We start from the raw sequence: 17,092 nt of genomic DNA, 5'->3' as shown, positions 1-17,092 counted from the left end.
CAATCCTGGTTTTTATATGGGATTGAACATGACACGGTTCTGCCCATACTTCTTTGCTGCATGAAGCATATCGTCGGCTTCCTTGAAAAGAATTCCTTTCGTATCGGAAGATACGGTCTGATAGGCGATGCCGATGGACACGGTCAGATGGACGGTTTCCCGGTCGCTGATATGAAAATGCGCCCTTTCCACGCTGTTCCGGACGGCTTCCGCCAGCCTGACGGTCTTATCGAAGGAAAGATCCGGCATGATCATCGAGAACTCTTCTCCACTGCTTCTGAACAGCATGCCGCCATTCGGCACATAGTTGTTCAGAAGGTGGGCCATCTGTCTGATCAGTGCATCTCCGGATGCATGGCTGTGCTGTTCATTGATCAGACTGAAATTGTCGATGTCGATGAGCAGGAGGCTGATTGTCCTGCTTGTGCCGAGCATCTCTTCGGTGCTGTTATCAAGCGCCTTCACATTTCCAAGCTGGGTGAGGAAATCCTTGTATTCCTCCTCCTCGTACCGCTTAAGCAGACCCAGTATCTTATTGATATCCTCATACATCATCATGGCAAAGAACATCACGATTGTACTTGCCGATATGAATACCGCTACCTGGAAAAGCGTAAGCGGCTGGATGAAAAGATGGATGAGCAATCCATACAGTGCTGTAAATAGGATGACTGCTGCGGTCAGTTCCTTCAGCTTCTGAAAATCGAGAAACGGCAGTACCAGCATGATCAGCACATAAAGTATGAGAAATACAAGGTAGGGCTGCCAGTCGAAATTGAAGATCAGGTGATGGAACAGAAAAACGGCTCCAACGGATACGATCATCAGATAGGGGACGCTGTATTTGACGAGAATGAGCAGTGGGATGAAGTAGAGACTGAAACCCATCCCTTGGATTTCAATCGGCACCATGAGCAGCAGTACCGACAGGGTGGTCATCAGCAGCGCCTGGAATATGTCGGAATCAATGGTCCGGCGGTCTTCCAGATACTGAAGGCGGTGGAACAAGTATATGCCGCTGATGGTAATTGATATATTGAGTACAAAATCAATGAGCATATACTCTCTCCTCCTGTCCTGACTATTCCAGTTCCAGATTCTGGCGCATTTCATTCCTTACCTGATTGTAGGATTCATCGTTCGGCAGGAAGTACCATAGGCCGTCATCCAGTCTCTGATCCGTCCCTTCAAGCGTCAGACGTTCGATGTTGCGGGCCGGCTCCTGATAATTCGAACGCAAGGCGTTCAATTCACCGAATGGCACGTCCGTTCTTACATTGTTGGAAAGCACATCAAGAATGGAGTTGAAGTTTGTAATTGTCTGGACACTCAATATTTCCTGGGCAATGCTCTGTGCAATAAGCTGCTGTCTCATCTGTCGCCCGGAATCTCCGCCAGCACCTTCGGATTTTCTACTCCTTGAGAATGCGAGCGCCATGTCTCCATCCATTTCATATGTCTCTCCTGCTGTAAACTGGTAGCCTGACTGCTGGAATGTATCCTGGCTCGTTACAGTGACACCGCCGATGGCATCGATGATGGTTGTAAATCCATCCATGTTGATGGAAACGAAGTGGTCGATCGGCATATCAAGGAAGTTTTCGACAGTATCCACTGCCATTTCAGGACCGCCATAGGCGTACGCATGGTTGATCTTCTCGACAGTTCCCCGTCCTGCGATTTCAGTCTGTGTATCGCGCGGAATACTGACAATCTTCCCCTCGTCCGTATTCGGGTTCAGTGTAACAACCATGATTGTATCGGAACGCTGTCCCATTCCGCTTTCGTTGCGCTGCTCATCATCATCCGTTCCAAACAGTGCAACGGAAATCGGATCCTGGTTTCTGAAGCTGACTTCCGTTTCCCTGAGTTCGGAAGTCGAACTGGAGAATTCGTCATCAAACACCTGGTTGGCTGCACCTTTCAATTGGAAGTATACATAGGCGGCGATTCCGGCAAATACGATGACTGAAATCAGAATCACTGCAATCAGCACCTTCAGTACTGGGTGCATTCGTCTTTTCTCTGTTCTTTTCATTAGTAGATCTCCTTTGGCATAGTGACATAATTATACAACGAATCGACTATCAATGAAAAATATAAATGTACAAAAATGGGTGGACACACCATAAATAAAGTGGAATGTGATATAGTGGATTGGAAATATTTAAGACGGTGATGATATGTATACTCTATTCCTATTGACGGTGTCGTTTCTGATTTCCCTGATTCTGATGCCGATTTTCATATGGGGTAGTCGGCGATTTGGTTTCGTCGACCACCCAAATAACAGAAAAGTCCATGTAAAACCGATTCCATACATGGGGGGTGTGGCAATACTCATCTCCTTTGCCATAGGAGTTCTCATATCCCGCCCGATCGAGGCTGAATACAAAGCACTCATCATTGGCGGGATTGTCATTGTCGCAGTCGGCATCGTGGATGATAAATATGACCTGAAGCCGGGTCTCAAGCTGATCGGACAGATTGCAGCCGGACTTGTACCGGTTGCACATGGCATTGTCATCGACCGGATCACGCCTTTTGGTGTGGAGATCGAATTCGGCATTCTGGCCATTCCGATTACGGTTCTGTGGATTGTCGGCATCATCAATGCCATCAATCTTGTGGATGGGCTTGATGGACTGGCCACGGGTGTATCCGTCATTGCACTATCGACCATCGGATTCATCACCATACTGCAGGGCAATATTTTTGTCATGATGATATGCGTCATCCTGATCGGCGCCTGTCTTGGCTTTCTGGTGTACAACTTCCATCCGGCAAAAATATTCCTCGGAGACAACGGGGCGATGCTGCTCGGCTTCATCATCAGTGTGGTCTCCCTGATGGGTTTCAAGAACATTACATTGATTTCACTGTTCTTTCCGATCATCATACTGGCGGTGCCGTTCATAGACATGTTCTTTGCAGCATTGAGACGGTATCGGAGCAATGTGTCACTCGTCAAGGCCGATCGGAGCCATCTCCATCATCGGCTGCAGAACCTCGGCTATACCCATACTGAAAGTGTCGTGCTGATCTATTTCATTGCGGCACTGTATTCAGGAGCCAGCATCATTCTCTACCTTTCCACAATTCCGGGAGCGATCATCATCATACTGCTGCTCATCCTCACGACAGAAATCATTGTGGAGGCGACCAATCTGATCGATACGAATCGGCGCCCGGTGCTGGATTTTGCCAGGCGGCTGTTCCACCGTATTTTCCTATAGTTATTCCACGGCACTTTCGGCCCGGATCATGTCCAATGCTTCCAGGCTGAAAGTGTCTTTTGTGATTTCCTGGACACGTGCCAGAAACTGATCTGCTTCATTCTGCCTGACGTGTACTGTATAGGTGACCTTGTCCGTATAGGCGGTGTCCTTGATGGTGATGTCCGATCCTTCGAGTTCATGCTCGAAGCGGTTCGTATACGTATAGTCCATGGTGATCCTGTACGGCAGTACATCGATCTCCACTACTTTGCCCGCCGCGCTGACAGCGTCCGCCGCACTGCCTGAATACGCCCGGATCAGACCGCCTGCACCGAGTTTTATACCGCCGAAGTATCGGGTGACCACGACTGTTACGTTATATAGGCCCTCCCTTTTCAGCACTTCGAGAATCGGCACACCTGCGGTTCCGGAAGGCTCGCCATCATCATCGGCTTTCTGTATCAGCGCACTCTGTGTAATGATGTATGCACTGCAGTTATGGTTGGCGGCTTTATGCTCCTGCTTGATCGAATCGATGAAGGCCTTTGCCGCAGCCTCCGTCTCCGTACGCGCGATATGGGCGATGAACCTTGACTTGCTGATCACCGTTTCGGTGTTCAGATCCACCCTGTTCATATATTGCTGTTCCATGTATGTTCACCTCTAGAAAATATAGTAACACATGGACGGAATCGATAGGGGTGTAGTAAACTGAATATTGAGTGTGAATGGTGAAATTGGAGGAAGCAGTATGAAAATTGCGGTAGTAGTGGATTCAACATCCTATCTTCCAGGAAGATTGAAAGAAAAGTACGATATTCGTACCATCCCGCTGAATGTCATCATCGGGGAACAGTCATACAAAGAGGATGAAGAGATCGGCAATGACACCTTTTTCGACAGGATGCGCGAAATGGAGGAGCTGCCGAGAACGAGCCAGCCATCGATCGGCGACTACATCCTTCTGCTCGAATCCTTGAGGGAGGAAGGCTATACCGATGTCATCAGTGTCCATCTCTCAAGTCAGATCAGTGGTACATACCAGAGTGCAATGACAGCAGGACAGAGTGTGGAGGGCATCGAAGTCCACGCAATCGATTCCGAAATCGCATGCTATGTCCAGGGTTTCCTGGCGCTTTACGCCGCACAGAATAAAGACCGGATGCCGCTTGATGATCTTCTGGGCCAGCTTGAGGAAATGAAACGGCGCAAGAATACGAATGCATATTTCATAGTGGATACGTTGTCGAACCTTCAGAAAGGTGGGCGCCTGACGAATGCACAGGCACTGATCGGCAGTCTGCTCAAAGTGAAGCCTATTCTCGAATTCGAATCAGCCAGAATCGTACCATTCGAAAAGATACGGACGAAGAAGAAGGCGATGAAACGGGTGGAGGAAGTTTTCGCTGAAGAAATGGCGCTTCATAAAGACAAGCCAGTTACAGCTGTGATCATCCACAGCAACGCTGAAGAAGAGGGCCGGCGATGGATGGACAGTCTGAAACAGCAGTATCCCGGGATCACTTTCAGACTGAGCTACTTTGGTCCGGTGATTGCGACGCATCTTGGTGAGGGTGCGCTCGGTCTCGGCTACACCACCTATGAGGTGGACACGGAATATTGAATGACAGGTGGAGACGCAGCTATTTTTGCTGCGTCTTTTTTTATTATTATTAAGCAGGGAGGCAATTGATGATACTGGATCATAGAGGAGATGCCATATATAGAACAGCTGGAGTGGACGTGAAAGGGCCGCTGTGCCATCGATGCGGCAACACATCAAAAAAGTACTTCTACAGCTACGACGCACCGTTCGATGGGAGCCGGGTGACCTACTGCATGAAATGCATCAACCTTGGGCGTTCCGACAGCATGACGCCGCTCAGATGCAACCCGACTGTAAGAAGGAAGACTGCCAGTCCATATACGCTCGATTTCGAGCTCAGCAGTCAGCAGGCCTATGCTTCAGACCGTATCATGGATGCACTGAAGACAGGCAGATCGCTGCTGCTCTATGCTGTAACGGGTGCGGGAAAGACGGAGATGACGTTTCAGAGCATAGAATGGGCACGTGAGGCGGGGTTGAATGTTGCTTTCATCTCCCCGAGAATAGATGTGGTGAAGGAGGTGCATATCCGGCTCGGACAGGCATTCGTGTCGAGTGGCATCGATCTGATGTATGACGGTGTCAAACAGGTCCATGACTACCAATTCACCGTGTGTACGGTGCATCAGCTGTTCAATTTCATCGATCACTTCGATTTCATCATCGTGGACGAGACGGATGCCTTTCCATTACCGGAGGATCCCATCCTCATGCAGGCCATCCGCCGCGCTTCGACCCGTGCAGCAACCCTGATATTCATGACGGCGACACCATCCAGACAGCTGATCCGGGAAGTGGGGAAGGATGGTGTCATTACACTGCCAAGACGATACCACGGCCATGATCTGACCATGCCGAAGATGGTCTGGCATGACATCAGACGAGATCTCAGCCGGGACAGAGCCCCGAAGAAGCTGATGAACCTTATCAGGGATATTCTTGATGCCGAAAGGTTCGTGCTGGTCTTCGTTCCTGAGATTTCATTGATGGAGGCGCTGTTCAAAGTGATACATGAAGTGTTCCCCGAGTCCGCGGCCGTCCATAGCGGTGATCCTGAAAGAAACCACAAGGTTGAAAAGATGCGCAATAAGGAGATCAAAGTACTTCTGACGACTACGATTCTTGAGCGGGGTGTCACTTTCGACAGACTGGATGCGATCATCGTGCATGCCGAAAGATTCAATATGGAAAGCCTGATACAGATGTGCGGGCGGGTCGGCAGAAAACAGACCGACCCGGTGGGGAACATCTGGTTCTTCGCCCACTATCAGACGGGCGGCATCCGCCGCACATTCAGGACGATCCGCGAATTCAATGCAGCACGGGTGGATGCATGATCTGCTACTGCTGCCATGAAGCGCTTGCGGTCCAGCTGGACATCGTCAATCTGTTCAGCAAGCAGGTACCGCTGTGTGAAAAATGCCGCAGGGAGATTTCCGTCTGGCGGCCTGGCCGGCGCTGCGCTTCCTGCCACCGGAGAATGTCGGATGAGGAGGTGGAGTGCCTCGACTGCCTATTTCTTCTGGAACGATATCAGCCTCCAGGGAAGACGACATGTCTGCTCGATTACCATGAAATGAACAAGATGCTGTTCCATCGCTACAAGTTCATGGGCGACTGTGCACTGGCGGAAATAATTGCCATGTTTCTGCCGGGCCACTATGGGGAATATGATGTAATCACTCCAATTCCCATTTCCACTCAGCGCATGACGGAGCGTGGATACAACCAGACGGCGATGGTGCTTGATGCCAAAGGCATCCAGTACGAAGAACTGCTCGGGACCAGCAGGGTCAAGCGCCAGTCGGAACTTGGCAAAAACGACAGAAGTCGACAGGAGAACCCATTCTTCATCAGTAGACCGGCTGGAATCGAAGGCAGACGCATCCTTGTTGTCGATGATATATACACAACAGGGATCACAGTCCATCAGGCGATGGAGAAGCTCCACGCTTTCAGGCCTGCTGCTATCGACGTGTTAACGTTTTCAAAAGCCTGAGGATTTTGGTATAATGGGACTAGGAAGAATAACGTACTCAAGGAGGGGTTTCATCATGATCAGATGTGAAATTCGTGGAGAAAATATTGAGGTAACAGATGCAATCAGAAACCACATTGAGGAGAAGGTGGGCAAGCTGGAACGTTACTTCACAAATGCTCCAAATACACACGCCCACGTCAACATCAAGACCTACAGTAACAAGAAGGCGAAGACCGAAATTACAATCCCTATGAAGGACCTTACATTAAGAGCGGAAGAGAGGCACGATGACCTCTATGCTACTGTTGATCTGGTCATAGACAAACTGGAGAGGCAAATCAGGAAACATAAGACGAAGATCAACCGTAAATTCAGGGAAAAGAACCCTGAGCAGGAATTCTTCGCAGCGCTCGAGGCAAATGCCAGTGGTACGACTGAAGAGGAAACTGACGAAGGAATGGACATTGTGCGTTCCAAGCAGTTCCAGCTGAAACCGATGGATTCCGAAGAGGCAGTATTGCAGATGAATATGCTTGGTCACGATTTCTTTATCTTCAACGATAGGGAAACCGAAGGCACAAGTATTGTCTATAAACGAAATGATGGCAAGTACGGCCTGATTGAAACAAATTAGAAAGCCTGTTTAGAAATAGGCGACAGAAAACCCTGACTGCATGCAGTCAGGGTTTTGCCATGATGGCGATTCGTTTTATTTTTACCCTGTTTAGTGCTATTATTATTAGATGAATTAACAGTGAGATATAGCGAGGGAGAGAAATCCATGGGTATTTTGGACAAAGTCTACGACGGCAATAAACGGGAGCTGCGCTCTCTTCGGAAGACTGCCGATAAAGTGGAAAGCTATAAAGAAGAATTCGCCGGACTCAGCGATGAACAGCTGCAGGCGAAAACGGATGAATTCAAAAGCAGAATCAGTGAGGCCAAAGATGAAAAGCAGCAGGATAAGCTGCTCGATGAGATATTGCCGGAAGCATTTGCAACTGTCAGAGAAGCCGCAAAGCGTACCCTCGGTCTCGAACCCTACCCGGTTCAGATCATGGGGGGCGTTACGCTGCATAAAGGCGACATCGCTGAGATGAAGACAGGTGAAGGTAAGACGCTTACCGCGACAATGCCGGTATATCTGAATGCACTGACGGGCGACGGTGTCCATGTCATCACAGTCAATGAATACCTGTCCGCCACACAGATGGAGGAGATGTCGGTACTATACAATTTCCTCGGACTGAGCGTCGGATTGAATCTGAATGCTAAAAACAGCGAAGAGAAGCGGGAGGCATTTGCTTCCGATATCACTTATACGACGAATAATGAACTCGGCTTCGACTACCTGCGGGATAACATGGTCACATACAAGAAGGACCGTGTGCTCAGAAAACTGAACTATGCCATCATTGATGAAGTCGACTCCATCCTGATCGATGAAGCGCGTACACCACTGATCATTTCAGGCAAGGCCGACCAGTCGAATACGCAGTATATCCAGGCGAACCAATTCGTCAAGATGCTCAAGGAAGATGAAGATTTCACCTATGATATCAAGACAAAGAATATCCAGCTGAATGATGAAGGCATGGAAAAGGCCGAGAAATGGTTCAAAGTGGACAACCTGTATGATGTGAAGCATGTCAATCTGCTCCACCATATCAACCAGGCACTGAAGGCACACTTCTCCATGCAGAACGATATCGACTATGTCGTGGAAGATGAAAAGATCGTCATTGTCGACCAGTTCACTGGACGCAAGATGAGCGGCCGCCGCTTCTCGGATGGTCTGCACCAGGCAATCGAAGCAAAAGAAGGCGTGGATATCCAGAACGAATCGAAGACGATGGCATCCATCACATTCCAGAACTTCTTCAGGCAGTTCAACAAGCTCTCCGGCATGACGGGTACAGCAAAGACCGAGGAAGAGGAATTTCTGAACATCTACAATATGAAGGTGACGGTCATACCGACGAACCGCCCGATTGCCAGAACCGATCATACGGACAAGATCTACTCGACGAAGGAGAATAAATTCAAGCATGTTGTCGAAGAAGTGGTCGAGCGCCACCGCAACGGACAGCCTGTGCTGATCGGTACTGTAGCAGTCGAGACCAGTGAGTACATTTCCGAGATGCTGCGCAAGAAGGGTATCCGTCATAATGTTCTCAATGCGAAGAACCACGAGAGAGAGGCCGAGATCATTGCCAACGCCGGCAATAAGGGTGCTGTGACCATCGCGACCAATATGGCCGGACGTGGTACGGATATCAAACTCGGCGATGGTGTCAAGGAGGCCGGGGGTCTCGCTGTCATCGGTACCGAACGCCATGAATCGAGACGTATAGACGACCAGCTCCGCGGACGTTCCGGGCGTCAGGGAGATGTCGGTGTCAGTACGTTCTACCTGTCGCTCGAAGACGATCTGATGAGACGCTTCGGGTCGGAGCGCATGCAGAATACGATGGAGCGCCTCGGCATGGCAGAGGAGGAGCTGACATCGAAGATGATCTCAAGAGCGGTCGAATCTGCACAGAAGCGGGTGGAAGGCAACAACTTCGATGCTCGTAAACGACTGCTTGAATATGATGATGTATTGAGACGCCAGCGGGAGATCATCTATCAGGAAAGAAATGAAATCATCGACAAGGAAGATGTCCGCGACCAGCTCATGGGCATGATAGAGTCTTCCATCGAGCGTACGGTCAGCTACTATATACTGGATGATGAGGAACTGACGGACTACGAGCAGTTCATCCGGACGGTCAAAGATACGTATCTTTCTGATGAAAGCATCGAAATCACCGATATCAGAGGCCGCGAGAATGAAGAGATTGCTGCTCTGATTCTCGGTAAGGTCGATAATGAACTGTCGGCGAAGGAAGAGAAGCTCGGTACGGAAAGAATGAGACTATTCGAACGGATGATGATGCTGCGTACGATCGACCAGAAATGGGTGGAGCACATCGACAGCATGGACCAGCTCAGAACAGGCATCCATCTCCGCTCCTACGGACAGATCAACCCGCTGCGTGAATACCAGAATGAAGGTCTGCAGATGTTCGAGGACATGCTTGTGTCGATCGAAGATGACACTGCCAGATATGTTCTGAAGACGGAAGTGAAGTCCGATGAGGAAATCAAGCGGGAACAGGTCATCTCAAAAGGTGAAATGCAGGCTGGAGACAGCAAGGAAAAGGTCAAAAAGGGTCCGGTCAAGAAGGAAATGCGCATCGGACGCAACGACCCCTGCCCATGCGGCTCAGGAAAGAAATATAAAAATTGCCACGGTAAATAGACGAAAGAGGGATAATTATGGAATTGCATGAGATAAGACATTTCATTGCGGATATGCACGGGAAGCTCGATGACTTCAGGGGGTCTCTTTGACTTAGAGGAAAAAGAGACTCAGATTCGTGAGTATGAAGAGACGATGGCCGACCCAAGCTTCTGGAACAACCAGGAAGAGGCACAGAAGGTCATCGACAGCAACAACAATCTGAAAAAAGTGGTCGACGAGTTCCGTGAAATCGAAGCGGCAGTAGAGGATATCGAAGTATCGTACGAGCTGCTGAAAGAGGAGACCGATGAAGACATGCATCTGACGCTCGAGGAGAATGTCGATCAGGTCAAGGCGAGAATTGAAGCATTTGAACTGAACATTCTGCTGAACAGTGAACATGATGCACTGAATGCCATCCTTGAGCTTCACCCGGGAGCAGGCGGCACAGAATCCCAGGATTGGGCACAGATGCTGCTCAGGATGTATCAGCGCTATGCCGACCAGCAGGGCTTCAAAGTGGAGACGCTCGACTACCAGTCCGGGGATGAAGCAGGCGTCAAAAGTGTGACACTGCTGATCAAGGGACTCAACAGCTATGGGCTGCTCAAGGCGGAGAAAGGTGTCCACCGTCTGGTGCGCATCTCTCCATTCGATTCATCAGGCAGGCGGCATACTTCCTTCGTATCATGTGAAGTGACGCCCCAGTTTGAAAATACGGATATCAAGATAGAAATAAAACCTGAAGATATCAGCATCGACACATATCGCGCCAGCGGTGCTGGTGGACAGCACATCAATACAACCGATTCCGCAGTCCGCATCACGCACCACGAAACCGGCATCGTCGTTACATGCCAGAACGAGCGGTCACAGATCAAAAACCGGGAGCAGGCCATGACGATGCTCAAATCGAAATTGTACCAGCGCCAGCTGGAAGAGCAGCAGGCCGAAATCGATGCAATCAAAGGCGAGCAGAAGGAGATCGGGTGGGGCAGCCAGATACGTTCCTACGTATTCCACCCTTATTCCATGGTCAAGGACCACCGCACCAATGTGGAAAGCGGCAATACGGATAAAGTGATGGATGGAGACATCAGTCCTTTCATCGATGCCTACCTGCGGTCTACAATGGACGAAAATTAGAAGTGCAGATGCCTGTCCCGAAGGGGATGGGCAATTTTTATTCTATGGATACGAGGAACGAACGCGTCCAGAACAGTCACGGGATTTTTCATTAAATATCCATGATATGGTTTGAATGATCCGTGAATTAGGGTATGGTGCTACTATAAGCTGAAATCATCACCGGAGGATGTTTCTATCATGCCGTAAATGAAGTTCATCAGTAGCAAGCATGCCTGCATCCAGGGCATGCAATTATGATGCCGCGTATAAGAGACATACGATGTATTGAAATTTTCCAATCAAACCAGCAGAGGAGAATGAATGATGAAGAAGTTTTGGATACTTATGAGTTTTGCAATGGTGCTCGTACTTGGTGCCTGTGGTGGCAATTCTTCTGATGAAGGTACGGATCCTGATGCCGTGGATGAGACAGGAACCGAGCAATCAGAAGAATCGACGGAAGAGTCGACAGAGGAGGAGTCAAGCAGTGAAGAAGGCGATTCCGGTGCAGCTGCAGGGGATGCACAGCTTGCCCAGGAAGTTTATCAGCAGAACAACTGCATGGGTTGCCATGGTCAGAATTTGGAAGGCGGCAGTGGTCCGGCTCTGACTGATGTCGGCAGCAGACTTTCAGAAGATGAGATCCGTACGAGGATTGAAGAAGGTGGAGACGGAATGCCAGCGGGTCTGGTAACTGATGAAGAGGAACTGGATGCAGTGGTGCAATGGCTTTCCTCCCAGACAGGTGAATAGAAATATTACAGATTGAATCGGATGGGTGTTCAGATAGGCATTAATGGATGTGAGGACACCGTAAAGAAAACCGGCTGAGCATTGGGCTCAGCCGGTTTTGTCTTTTGTATACATGGGAAACCTGCAAGTATTACAGTGTATTTCAGTCTTTTCGTTTATATTACAAGTGGATTACAAACCCCCACAAAGTAATTTTTGTGTGCTATAGTGTTCAACGTAATCAGGACGGCATGAATTTACACATTCTTAACAATAGACAGAGTACCCGGTCGGGTCATAATATAAACAATAATTTTATCAAGGGTTTTTAGGAAATTAGGAGGATTTACTTATTATGAAGAAAACATTGCTATCAGTTGCAACGGTAACAGCACTTACAGGCATAGCGTCACACAACATCTCTGCAGCAGAATATACAGTACAGAATGGTGACACACTTTGGGGTCTGGCAAATGAAAGTGGTACATCCGTATCCACCCTCAAAGAAGTGAATGAACTCTCAGGAGATCTTATCTTCCCTGGAGACGTCATTGAGCTTGATGCTGAAGAGAAAGCTGCTGAAGAAGTAGTTGAAGAAACTGATAACGGTACATATCTCATTCAGCCAGGAGATACACTTTTCAAAATCGGCCAGAAGTTCAATGTCGACTATCATCAGATCATGGAATGGAACAACCTCTCCTCTGACCTGATCTACGCTGGCAAAACACTGATCGTTGCTGCAAGCGCAGCGCCGGTTGTTGAAGAAGCACCAGCAGTTGAGGAAGCGCCAGTTGTTGAAGAAGCACCAGCAGTTGAGGAAGCACCGGTTGTTGAAGAAGCACCAGCAGTCGAGGAAACTCAAGTGGTGGAAGCAGCACCAGCAGTTGAAGAAACTGTAGAAACTGTTCAGGAGCAGCCATCTGCACCAGCAGCACAAAATAATAACCAGCAGGCACAAGCGGCAGCAGAACAGCGTGCAGCAGAGCAACGTGCAGCAGAACAGCGTGCAGCTGAACAACGTGCGGCAGAACAACGTGCAGCAGAACAGGCTGAAGCTGAACGTCAGCAAAGAATCGAACAGCGTCAGGCTGAACAGGCAGCGGCAGAACAGCGTCAGGCAGAGCAGGCACAGGCTCAGCAAGTTTCCACTGGTGGCAACGCAGCAGCAGTTGCACACTCCGTAGCAGCCGGCAAATCCTATGTATATGGCGGCAACTCTGCAACAGCAGTGGACTGCTCCGCATTTGCACAGCAGTTCATGAAAGCATACAAAGGCAAGAGCCTTCCAAGAACTGCAGCAGCTCAGATGTCTGTTGGTACACCAGTTTCAAACCCGCAGCCGGGTGACCTTGTATTCTTCAACGGTGGATCCCACGTTGGTGTGTACATCGGCAACGGCCAGATGGTTGATGCACTCAACCCATCAGCAGGTGTTGGACAGCGCGCAGTAAGCTATGTACATGGTACAGTCGACGGATACTTCAGATACTAATATATATGAAATCTTTCAAGGTCAGAACTCTGTTCTGGCCTTTTTTGCATGTCTGAACAATGTAAGCATCGAGATGTTATGTTAAACTAGGCTAAATAAATAATAAGGTTTGTTGAAGGATGAAAATGAAAAATATCATTATAGTACTTGTACTCGCTGCATTCTTCATTCTCGTCGGCGCAGGTATAGCCGCGGTGATCAATATTTCGGAAGAGGGGCTCAGAGACCAGTCTCTCGAAACGCTGCAGAATTCCGAAGGACGTGACAATCACCACGCAGTCGGTATGAATATAATGGAGGAGCAGGTGGAAGGTGTCATCAATGACTCCGAATCTCTCGAATCGATCATTCGATCCAATGAAGTGACTGTCATCAACTTTTTCGCTTCATGGTGTGATCCATGCCGCAGGGAAACGCCGGAACTGAATGCATACCACCAGTCCCATGAGAATGAACCGGTAGAAGTCGTCGGCATCAATGTGGACGATAAAGCATCTAACAGGGATGCCTTTCTGGAGGAATTCGATGTCCAGTATCCGGTATATGAATTTACAGACGAATCTGCATCGATCGATGCACTCAAGACCAATCTGATGCCGACCACTTTCTTTGTAGACCAGGAAGGTGAAATTGTCAGAGCCTATATCGGCGAAGTGGAGCAGCAACTGATCAATAACTATATAAATTACGTCAAGGAGGAGTCCTAATGGGTGTTCACCAGTATTTTAAAAGTCTGAACGATCTTGAGAAACTGATCCGGTGTCCTGGTAAGTTCAAATACCAGGAGCACAATGTTGCGGCGCACTCTTTTAAAGTGACAAAGATTGCGCAGTATCTGGGAACAGTGGAAGAACATCATGGCAGTGAAATCGACTGGAAAAGTCTTTACGAAAAAGCACTGAATCATGATTATCCTGAAATATTCACAGGAGATATCAAGACACCGGTCAAGTATGCTTCCGGAGAGCTCAACACGCTGTTCAAGGAAGTGGAGGAAAGCATGACGACACGCTTCATCGAGGAGGAGTTCCCGCCTGAATACCAGGCAATCTACATGAAGCGTCTGCAGGAAGGGAAGGATGGTACGCTGGAAGGGCAGATCCTGTCGGTAGCAGACAAGATCGATCTGCTATATGAATCCTTCGGTGAAATCCAGAAACGCAATCCGGAGCCTCTGTTTTTCGAAATATACGAAATGTCGCTGATCACCATCAAAAAGTTCTCCCATCTTGTCTGCGTCCAGGATTTTCTCGACAATATACTTACAGACATGCTGAAAGAGCGTTTCATACCAAAAACTGAGCTGATGGACATTACAGAGTCCATCATGGACAAGGAGATCTGATGAATGGCGCTTTACTGGTATATGATGGCGATGGTCGTTCCAGCGGTTACTGTTGTGGTCTTTGCAAGACTGACACGCAACAAGTTCATTGCCGTTCTATTGACGTTCGTCATTTTCGGCGTATCGATATATCGAGGGTTCTATCATTCGGAATGGGTCATTTTTGTTGATGCCCTGTCCATAGTCATCGGCTATATGCTGGTGGAGATTTTCCAAGTAGATCAAATAGATGAAGAATAGAAATAACCGAACAAATGTTTGTTATTTCTATTTTTATTTTGGTAGAATAGTGTGTGAGTAAAAAATGGGGGAAGAGTTGAATGGCAAAATTCGAAGTCGTTTCCAAATTCAAACCAGCAGGCGATCAGCCTAAAGCGATAGCAGAACTGACAGAACAGATCAAATCCGGAAACAGGCACCAGACACTGCTCGGTGCGACAGGTACCGGAAAGACATATACGATGAGCAAGGTGATCGAGGCGGTCGGCAAACCGACGCTGATCATCGCGCATAACAAGACCCTTGCCGGCCAGCTGTACAGCGAATTCAAGGAGTTTTTCCCGAATAACCGGGTAGAGTACTTCGTCAGCTATTACGACTACTACCAGCCGGAAGCCTATGTGCCGCAGACGGATACATTCATCGAGAAGGATGCACAGATCAATGACGAAATTGACAAGCTGCGCCACTCGGCGACAAGTTCGCTTTTTGAACGGGATGATGTCATCATCATTTCTTCCGTCAGCTGCATCTACGGTCTCGGTAATCCGGAAGAGTACAAGGACATGGTTGTCAGCGCGCGGGTCGGCATGCAGATGGACCGCAATGAATTTCTGCGCAAGCTGGTCGATGTCCAGTACGCACGCAATGATATTGATTTTAGACGGGGAACATTCAGGGTAAGAGGAGATATAGTGGAAGTATTTCCAGCTTCAAGGGATGAACAGTGCATCCGTGTCGAATTTTTCGGCGATGAAATCGACCGCATCCGGGAAGTGAACCATCTGACAGGTGAAGTGATGGCGGAACGGGAGCACTTTGCAATCTTCCCGGCCTCCCACTTTGTTACACGTGAAGAGAAGATGAGGGTGGCCATCGAACGGATCGAGAAGGAACTGGAATCCCAGCTCAAGATTCTGCGTGATGATAACAAGCTGCTTGAAGCACAGCGTCTTGAGCAGCGGACCAATTATGACCTTGAGATGATGCGGGAGATGGGATTCTGTTCAGGCATCGAGAACTACTCGCTGCACCTCACGCTGCGTCCGATGGGGTCAACGCCTTATACCCTGCTCGACTACTTTGATGATTTTCTGATCATGATAGACGAATCCCACGTGACAGTCCCGCAAATACGCGGCATGTACAATGGTGACCAGGCAAGGAAGAAAGTGCTGGTCGACCATGGATTCAGACTGCCGAGTGCACTGGACAACCGTCCGCTCATGTTCGAAGAGTTCGAATCGAAGGCACAGCAGCTGCTCTATGTATCCGCAACACCAGGCCCATATGAAATGGAGCATACCGAAAAGATGGTCGAACAGATCATCCGGCCGACGGGTCTGCTGGACCCGACAATCGATGTGCGTCCATCCGAGCATCAGATAGACGATCTGCTTGAAGAGATCGTCGCACGTACCGAAAGGAATGAGCGGGTGCTCATTACGACGCTGACGAAGAAGATGTCCGAGGACCTGACCGCTTACCTGAAGGAGTCGGGCATCAAAGTGCAGTATCTGCACTCTGAAATAAAGACATTGGAACGTATCGAAATCATCCGTGAACTGCGCATGGGAACTTATGATGTGCTGGTCGGCATCAACCTGCTTCGTGAGGGCATTGATATTCCTGAAGTATCACTCGTTGCAATACTTGATGCCGACAAGGAAGGGTTCCTGCGCTCGAGCCGTTCCCTCGTCCAGACCATTGGACGTTCCGCACGTAACAGCAACGGCCACGTCATCATGTACGGTGACAAGATCACCGACTCCATGAGATATGCCCTTGACGAAACACAGCGGCGACGCGAAACGCAGATGGCATTCAATGAAGCCCATGGCATCACACCACAGACCATCCAGAAGGAGATCCGGGATGCCATCAGTGCAGAAGTCGAAGTGAAGGAAGACAGGGATGAAAAGGCGGGCAGCAAACGCAAAAAAGCCAAGATGACGAAGAAGGAAAGAGAAAAGGTAATGACTCAGCTGGAAGCAGACATGAAACAGGCAGCAAAAGACCTCGACTTCGAGACCGCTTCGGAACTGAGAGATGCATTATTTGAACTGAAAGCAGAAGGGTGAT

At 48.9% G+C, this 17,092-nt stretch carries 16 protein-coding genes; 13 read left to right on the top strand and 3 right to left on the bottom strand.

Annotated features, from left to right (window positions below; translation table 11 throughout):
• Positions 1 to 12: 12 nt before the first annotated feature.
• Together gdpS and J4760_RS09125 are read right to left on the bottom strand one after the other, a co-directional pair.
• Entirely contained in the window at positions 13 to 1,059 is a 1,047-nt protein-coding gene (gdpS, locus tag J4760_RS09130) for a GGDEF domain-containing protein GdpS (RefSeq protein WP_237605491.1), read from the bottom strand.
• A 22-nt stretch (positions 1,060 to 1,081) separates the two neighbouring features.
• Positions 1,082 to 2,038, bottom strand: coding sequence for an LCP family glycopolymer transferase (locus J4760_RS09125; RefSeq protein ID WP_237605490.1), 957 nt, complete (start codon positions 2,036 to 2,038; stop codon positions 1,082 to 1,084).
• A 145-nt stretch (positions 2,039 to 2,183) separates the two neighbouring features.
• Here J4760_RS09125 and J4760_RS09120 point away from each other — a divergent pair, with 145 nt between their 5' ends.
• Positions 2,184 to 3,236, top strand: a complete 1,053-nt coding sequence (locus J4760_RS09120) for a glycosyltransferase family 4 protein (RefSeq protein WP_145290677.1) — start codon at positions 2,184 to 2,186, stop codon at positions 3,234 to 3,236.
• Here the strand turns inward: J4760_RS09120 and J4760_RS09115 are convergent, their stop codons facing one another.
• Complete coding sequence (locus J4760_RS09115; RefSeq protein WP_237605489.1) at positions 3,237 to 3,869, bottom strand: YigZ family protein; 633 nt, start codon at positions 3,867 to 3,869, stop codon at positions 3,237 to 3,239.
• A gap of 100 nt (positions 3,870 to 3,969) precedes the next feature.
• On the opposite strand from J4760_RS09115, the gene J4760_RS09110 reads away from it, so the two are divergent.
• From J4760_RS09110 to uvrB, 12 genes are all read left to right on the top strand, one after another.
• A complete protein-coding gene (locus tag J4760_RS09110; protein WP_237605488.1) occupies positions 3,970 to 4,842 on the top strand; it encodes a DegV family protein in 873 nt (290 codons plus the stop codon).
• 68 nt (positions 4,843 to 4,910) lie between these two features.
• Complete coding sequence (locus J4760_RS09105) at positions 4,911 to 6,161, top strand: DEAD/DEAH box helicase family protein (protein WP_237605487.1); 1,251 nt, start codon at positions 4,911 to 4,913, stop codon at positions 6,159 to 6,161.
• Positions 6,158 to 6,823, top strand: a complete 666-nt coding sequence (locus tag J4760_RS09100) for a ComF family protein (protein WP_145290688.1) — start codon at positions 6,158 to 6,160, stop codon at positions 6,821 to 6,823. Before J4760_RS09105 ends, J4760_RS09100 begins: the two co-directional genes overlap by 4 nt.
• Before the next feature lie 55 nt (positions 6,824 to 6,878).
• Entirely contained in the window at positions 6,879 to 7,439 is a 561-nt protein-coding gene (gene hpf, locus J4760_RS09095; RefSeq protein WP_145290691.1) for a ribosome hibernation-promoting factor, HPF/YfiA family, read from the top strand.
• Between the two features lie 147 nt (positions 7,440 to 7,586).
• Positions 7,587 to 10,109 carry a preprotein translocase subunit SecA gene (gene secA, locus J4760_RS09090; protein WP_145290693.1) on the top strand — a complete coding sequence of 841 codons (2,523 nt, stop codon included), beginning with the start codon at positions 7,587 to 7,589 and terminating at the stop codon, positions 10,107 to 10,109.
• Between the two features lie 17 nt (positions 10,110 to 10,126).
• Positions 10,127 to 11,237, top strand: a protein-coding gene (gene prfB, locus J4760_RS09085) for a peptide chain release factor 2 (protein WP_145290696.1) whose coding sequence is annotated in 2 segments (ribosomal slippage) — positions 10,127 to 10,198 and positions 10,200 to 11,237 — 1,110 coding nt in all. Because the reading frame shifts where the segments join, the coding sequence is not laid out codon by codon here.
• A gap of 306 nt (positions 11,238 to 11,543) precedes the next feature.
• Positions 11,544 to 11,972, top strand: a complete 429-nt coding sequence (locus J4760_RS09080; protein ID WP_145290699.1) for a c-type cytochrome — start codon at positions 11,544 to 11,546, stop codon at positions 11,970 to 11,972.
• A 334-nt stretch (positions 11,973 to 12,306) separates the two neighbouring features.
• A complete protein-coding gene (locus J4760_RS09075; RefSeq protein WP_237605486.1) occupies positions 12,307 to 13,446 on the top strand; it encodes a LysM peptidoglycan-binding domain-containing protein in 1,140 nt (379 codons plus the stop codon).
• A gap of 125 nt (positions 13,447 to 13,571) precedes the next feature.
• Complete coding sequence (locus J4760_RS09070) at positions 13,572 to 14,153, top strand: TlpA disulfide reductase family protein (RefSeq protein WP_237605485.1); 582 nt, start codon at positions 13,572 to 13,574, stop codon at positions 14,151 to 14,153.
• Entirely contained in the window at positions 14,153 to 14,791 is a 639-nt protein-coding gene (locus J4760_RS09065; protein WP_237605484.1) for a YfbR-like 5'-deoxynucleotidase, read from the top strand. The genes J4760_RS09070 and J4760_RS09065 overlap by 1 nt, the downstream gene beginning before the upstream one ends.
• A 3-nt stretch (positions 14,792 to 14,794) precedes the next feature.
• On the top strand, positions 14,795 to 15,031 hold the full coding sequence (locus J4760_RS09060; RefSeq protein ID WP_237605483.1) for a DUF2198 family protein: 237 nt from the start codon (positions 14,795 to 14,797) through the stop codon (positions 15,029 to 15,031).
• Positions 15,032 to 15,111: 80 nt separating this feature from the next.
• On the top strand, positions 15,112 to 17,091 hold the full coding sequence (uvrB, locus tag J4760_RS09055) for an excinuclease ABC subunit UvrB (protein ID WP_145290713.1): 1,980 nt from the start codon (positions 15,112 to 15,114) through the stop codon (positions 17,089 to 17,091).
• The last annotated feature ends 1 nt before the right edge of the window (position 17,092 follow it).

Origin of the sequence: Salinicoccus sp. ID82-1 (genome assembly GCF_021991715.1) — a bacterium.
Taxonomy (GTDB): domain Bacteria; phylum Bacillota; class Bacilli; order Staphylococcales; family Salinicoccaceae; genus Salinicoccus; species Salinicoccus cyprini.
Note: the sequence above shows the minus strand (reverse complement) of the source record. Positions and strands in the feature narration are given on the sequence as shown.

Coding starts and splice junctions, on each gene's coding strand:
- J4760_RS09075 (WP_237605486.1), top strand. CDS start 12,307: ATGAAGAAAACATTGCTATCAGTTGCAACGGTAACAGCACTTACAGGC.
- gdpS (WP_237605491.1), bottom strand. CDS start 1,059: ATGCTCATTGATTTTGTACTCAATATATCAATTACCATCAGCGGCATA.
- hpf (WP_145290691.1), top strand. CDS start 6,879: ATGATCAGATGTGAAATTCGTGGAGAAAATATTGAGGTAACAGATGCA.
- J4760_RS09115 (WP_237605489.1), bottom strand. CDS start 3,869: ATGGAACAGCAATATATGAACAGGGTGGATCTGAACACCGAAACGGTG.
- uvrB (WP_145290713.1), top strand. CDS start 15,112: ATGGCAAAATTCGAAGTCGTTTCCAAATTCAAACCAGCAGGCGATCAG.
- J4760_RS09070 (WP_237605485.1), top strand. CDS start 13,572: ATGAAAAATATCATTATAGTACTTGTACTCGCTGCATTCTTCATTCTC.
- J4760_RS09100 (WP_145290688.1), top strand. CDS start 6,158: ATGATCTGCTACTGCTGCCATGAAGCGCTTGCGGTCCAGCTGGACATC.
- J4760_RS09105 (WP_237605487.1), top strand. CDS start 4,911: ATGATACTGGATCATAGAGGAGATGCCATATATAGAACAGCTGGAGTG.
- J4760_RS09065 (WP_237605484.1), top strand. CDS start 14,153: ATGGGTGTTCACCAGTATTTTAAAAGTCTGAACGATCTTGAGAAACTG.
- J4760_RS09080 (WP_145290699.1), top strand. CDS start 11,544: ATGAAGAAGTTTTGGATACTTATGAGTTTTGCAATGGTGCTCGTACTT.
- J4760_RS09125 (WP_237605490.1), bottom strand. CDS start 2,038: ATGAAAAGAACAGAGAAAAGACGAATGCACCCAGTACTGAAGGTGCTG.
- J4760_RS09120 (WP_145290677.1), top strand. CDS start 2,184: ATGTATACTCTATTCCTATTGACGGTGTCGTTTCTGATTTCCCTGATT.
- secA (WP_145290693.1), top strand. CDS start 7,587: ATGGGTATTTTGGACAAAGTCTACGACGGCAATAAACGGGAGCTGCGC.
- J4760_RS09060 (WP_237605483.1), top strand. CDS start 14,795: ATGGCGCTTTACTGGTATATGATGGCGATGGTCGTTCCAGCGGTTACT.
- J4760_RS09110 (WP_237605488.1), top strand. CDS start 3,970: ATGAAAATTGCGGTAGTAGTGGATTCAACATCCTATCTTCCAGGAAGA.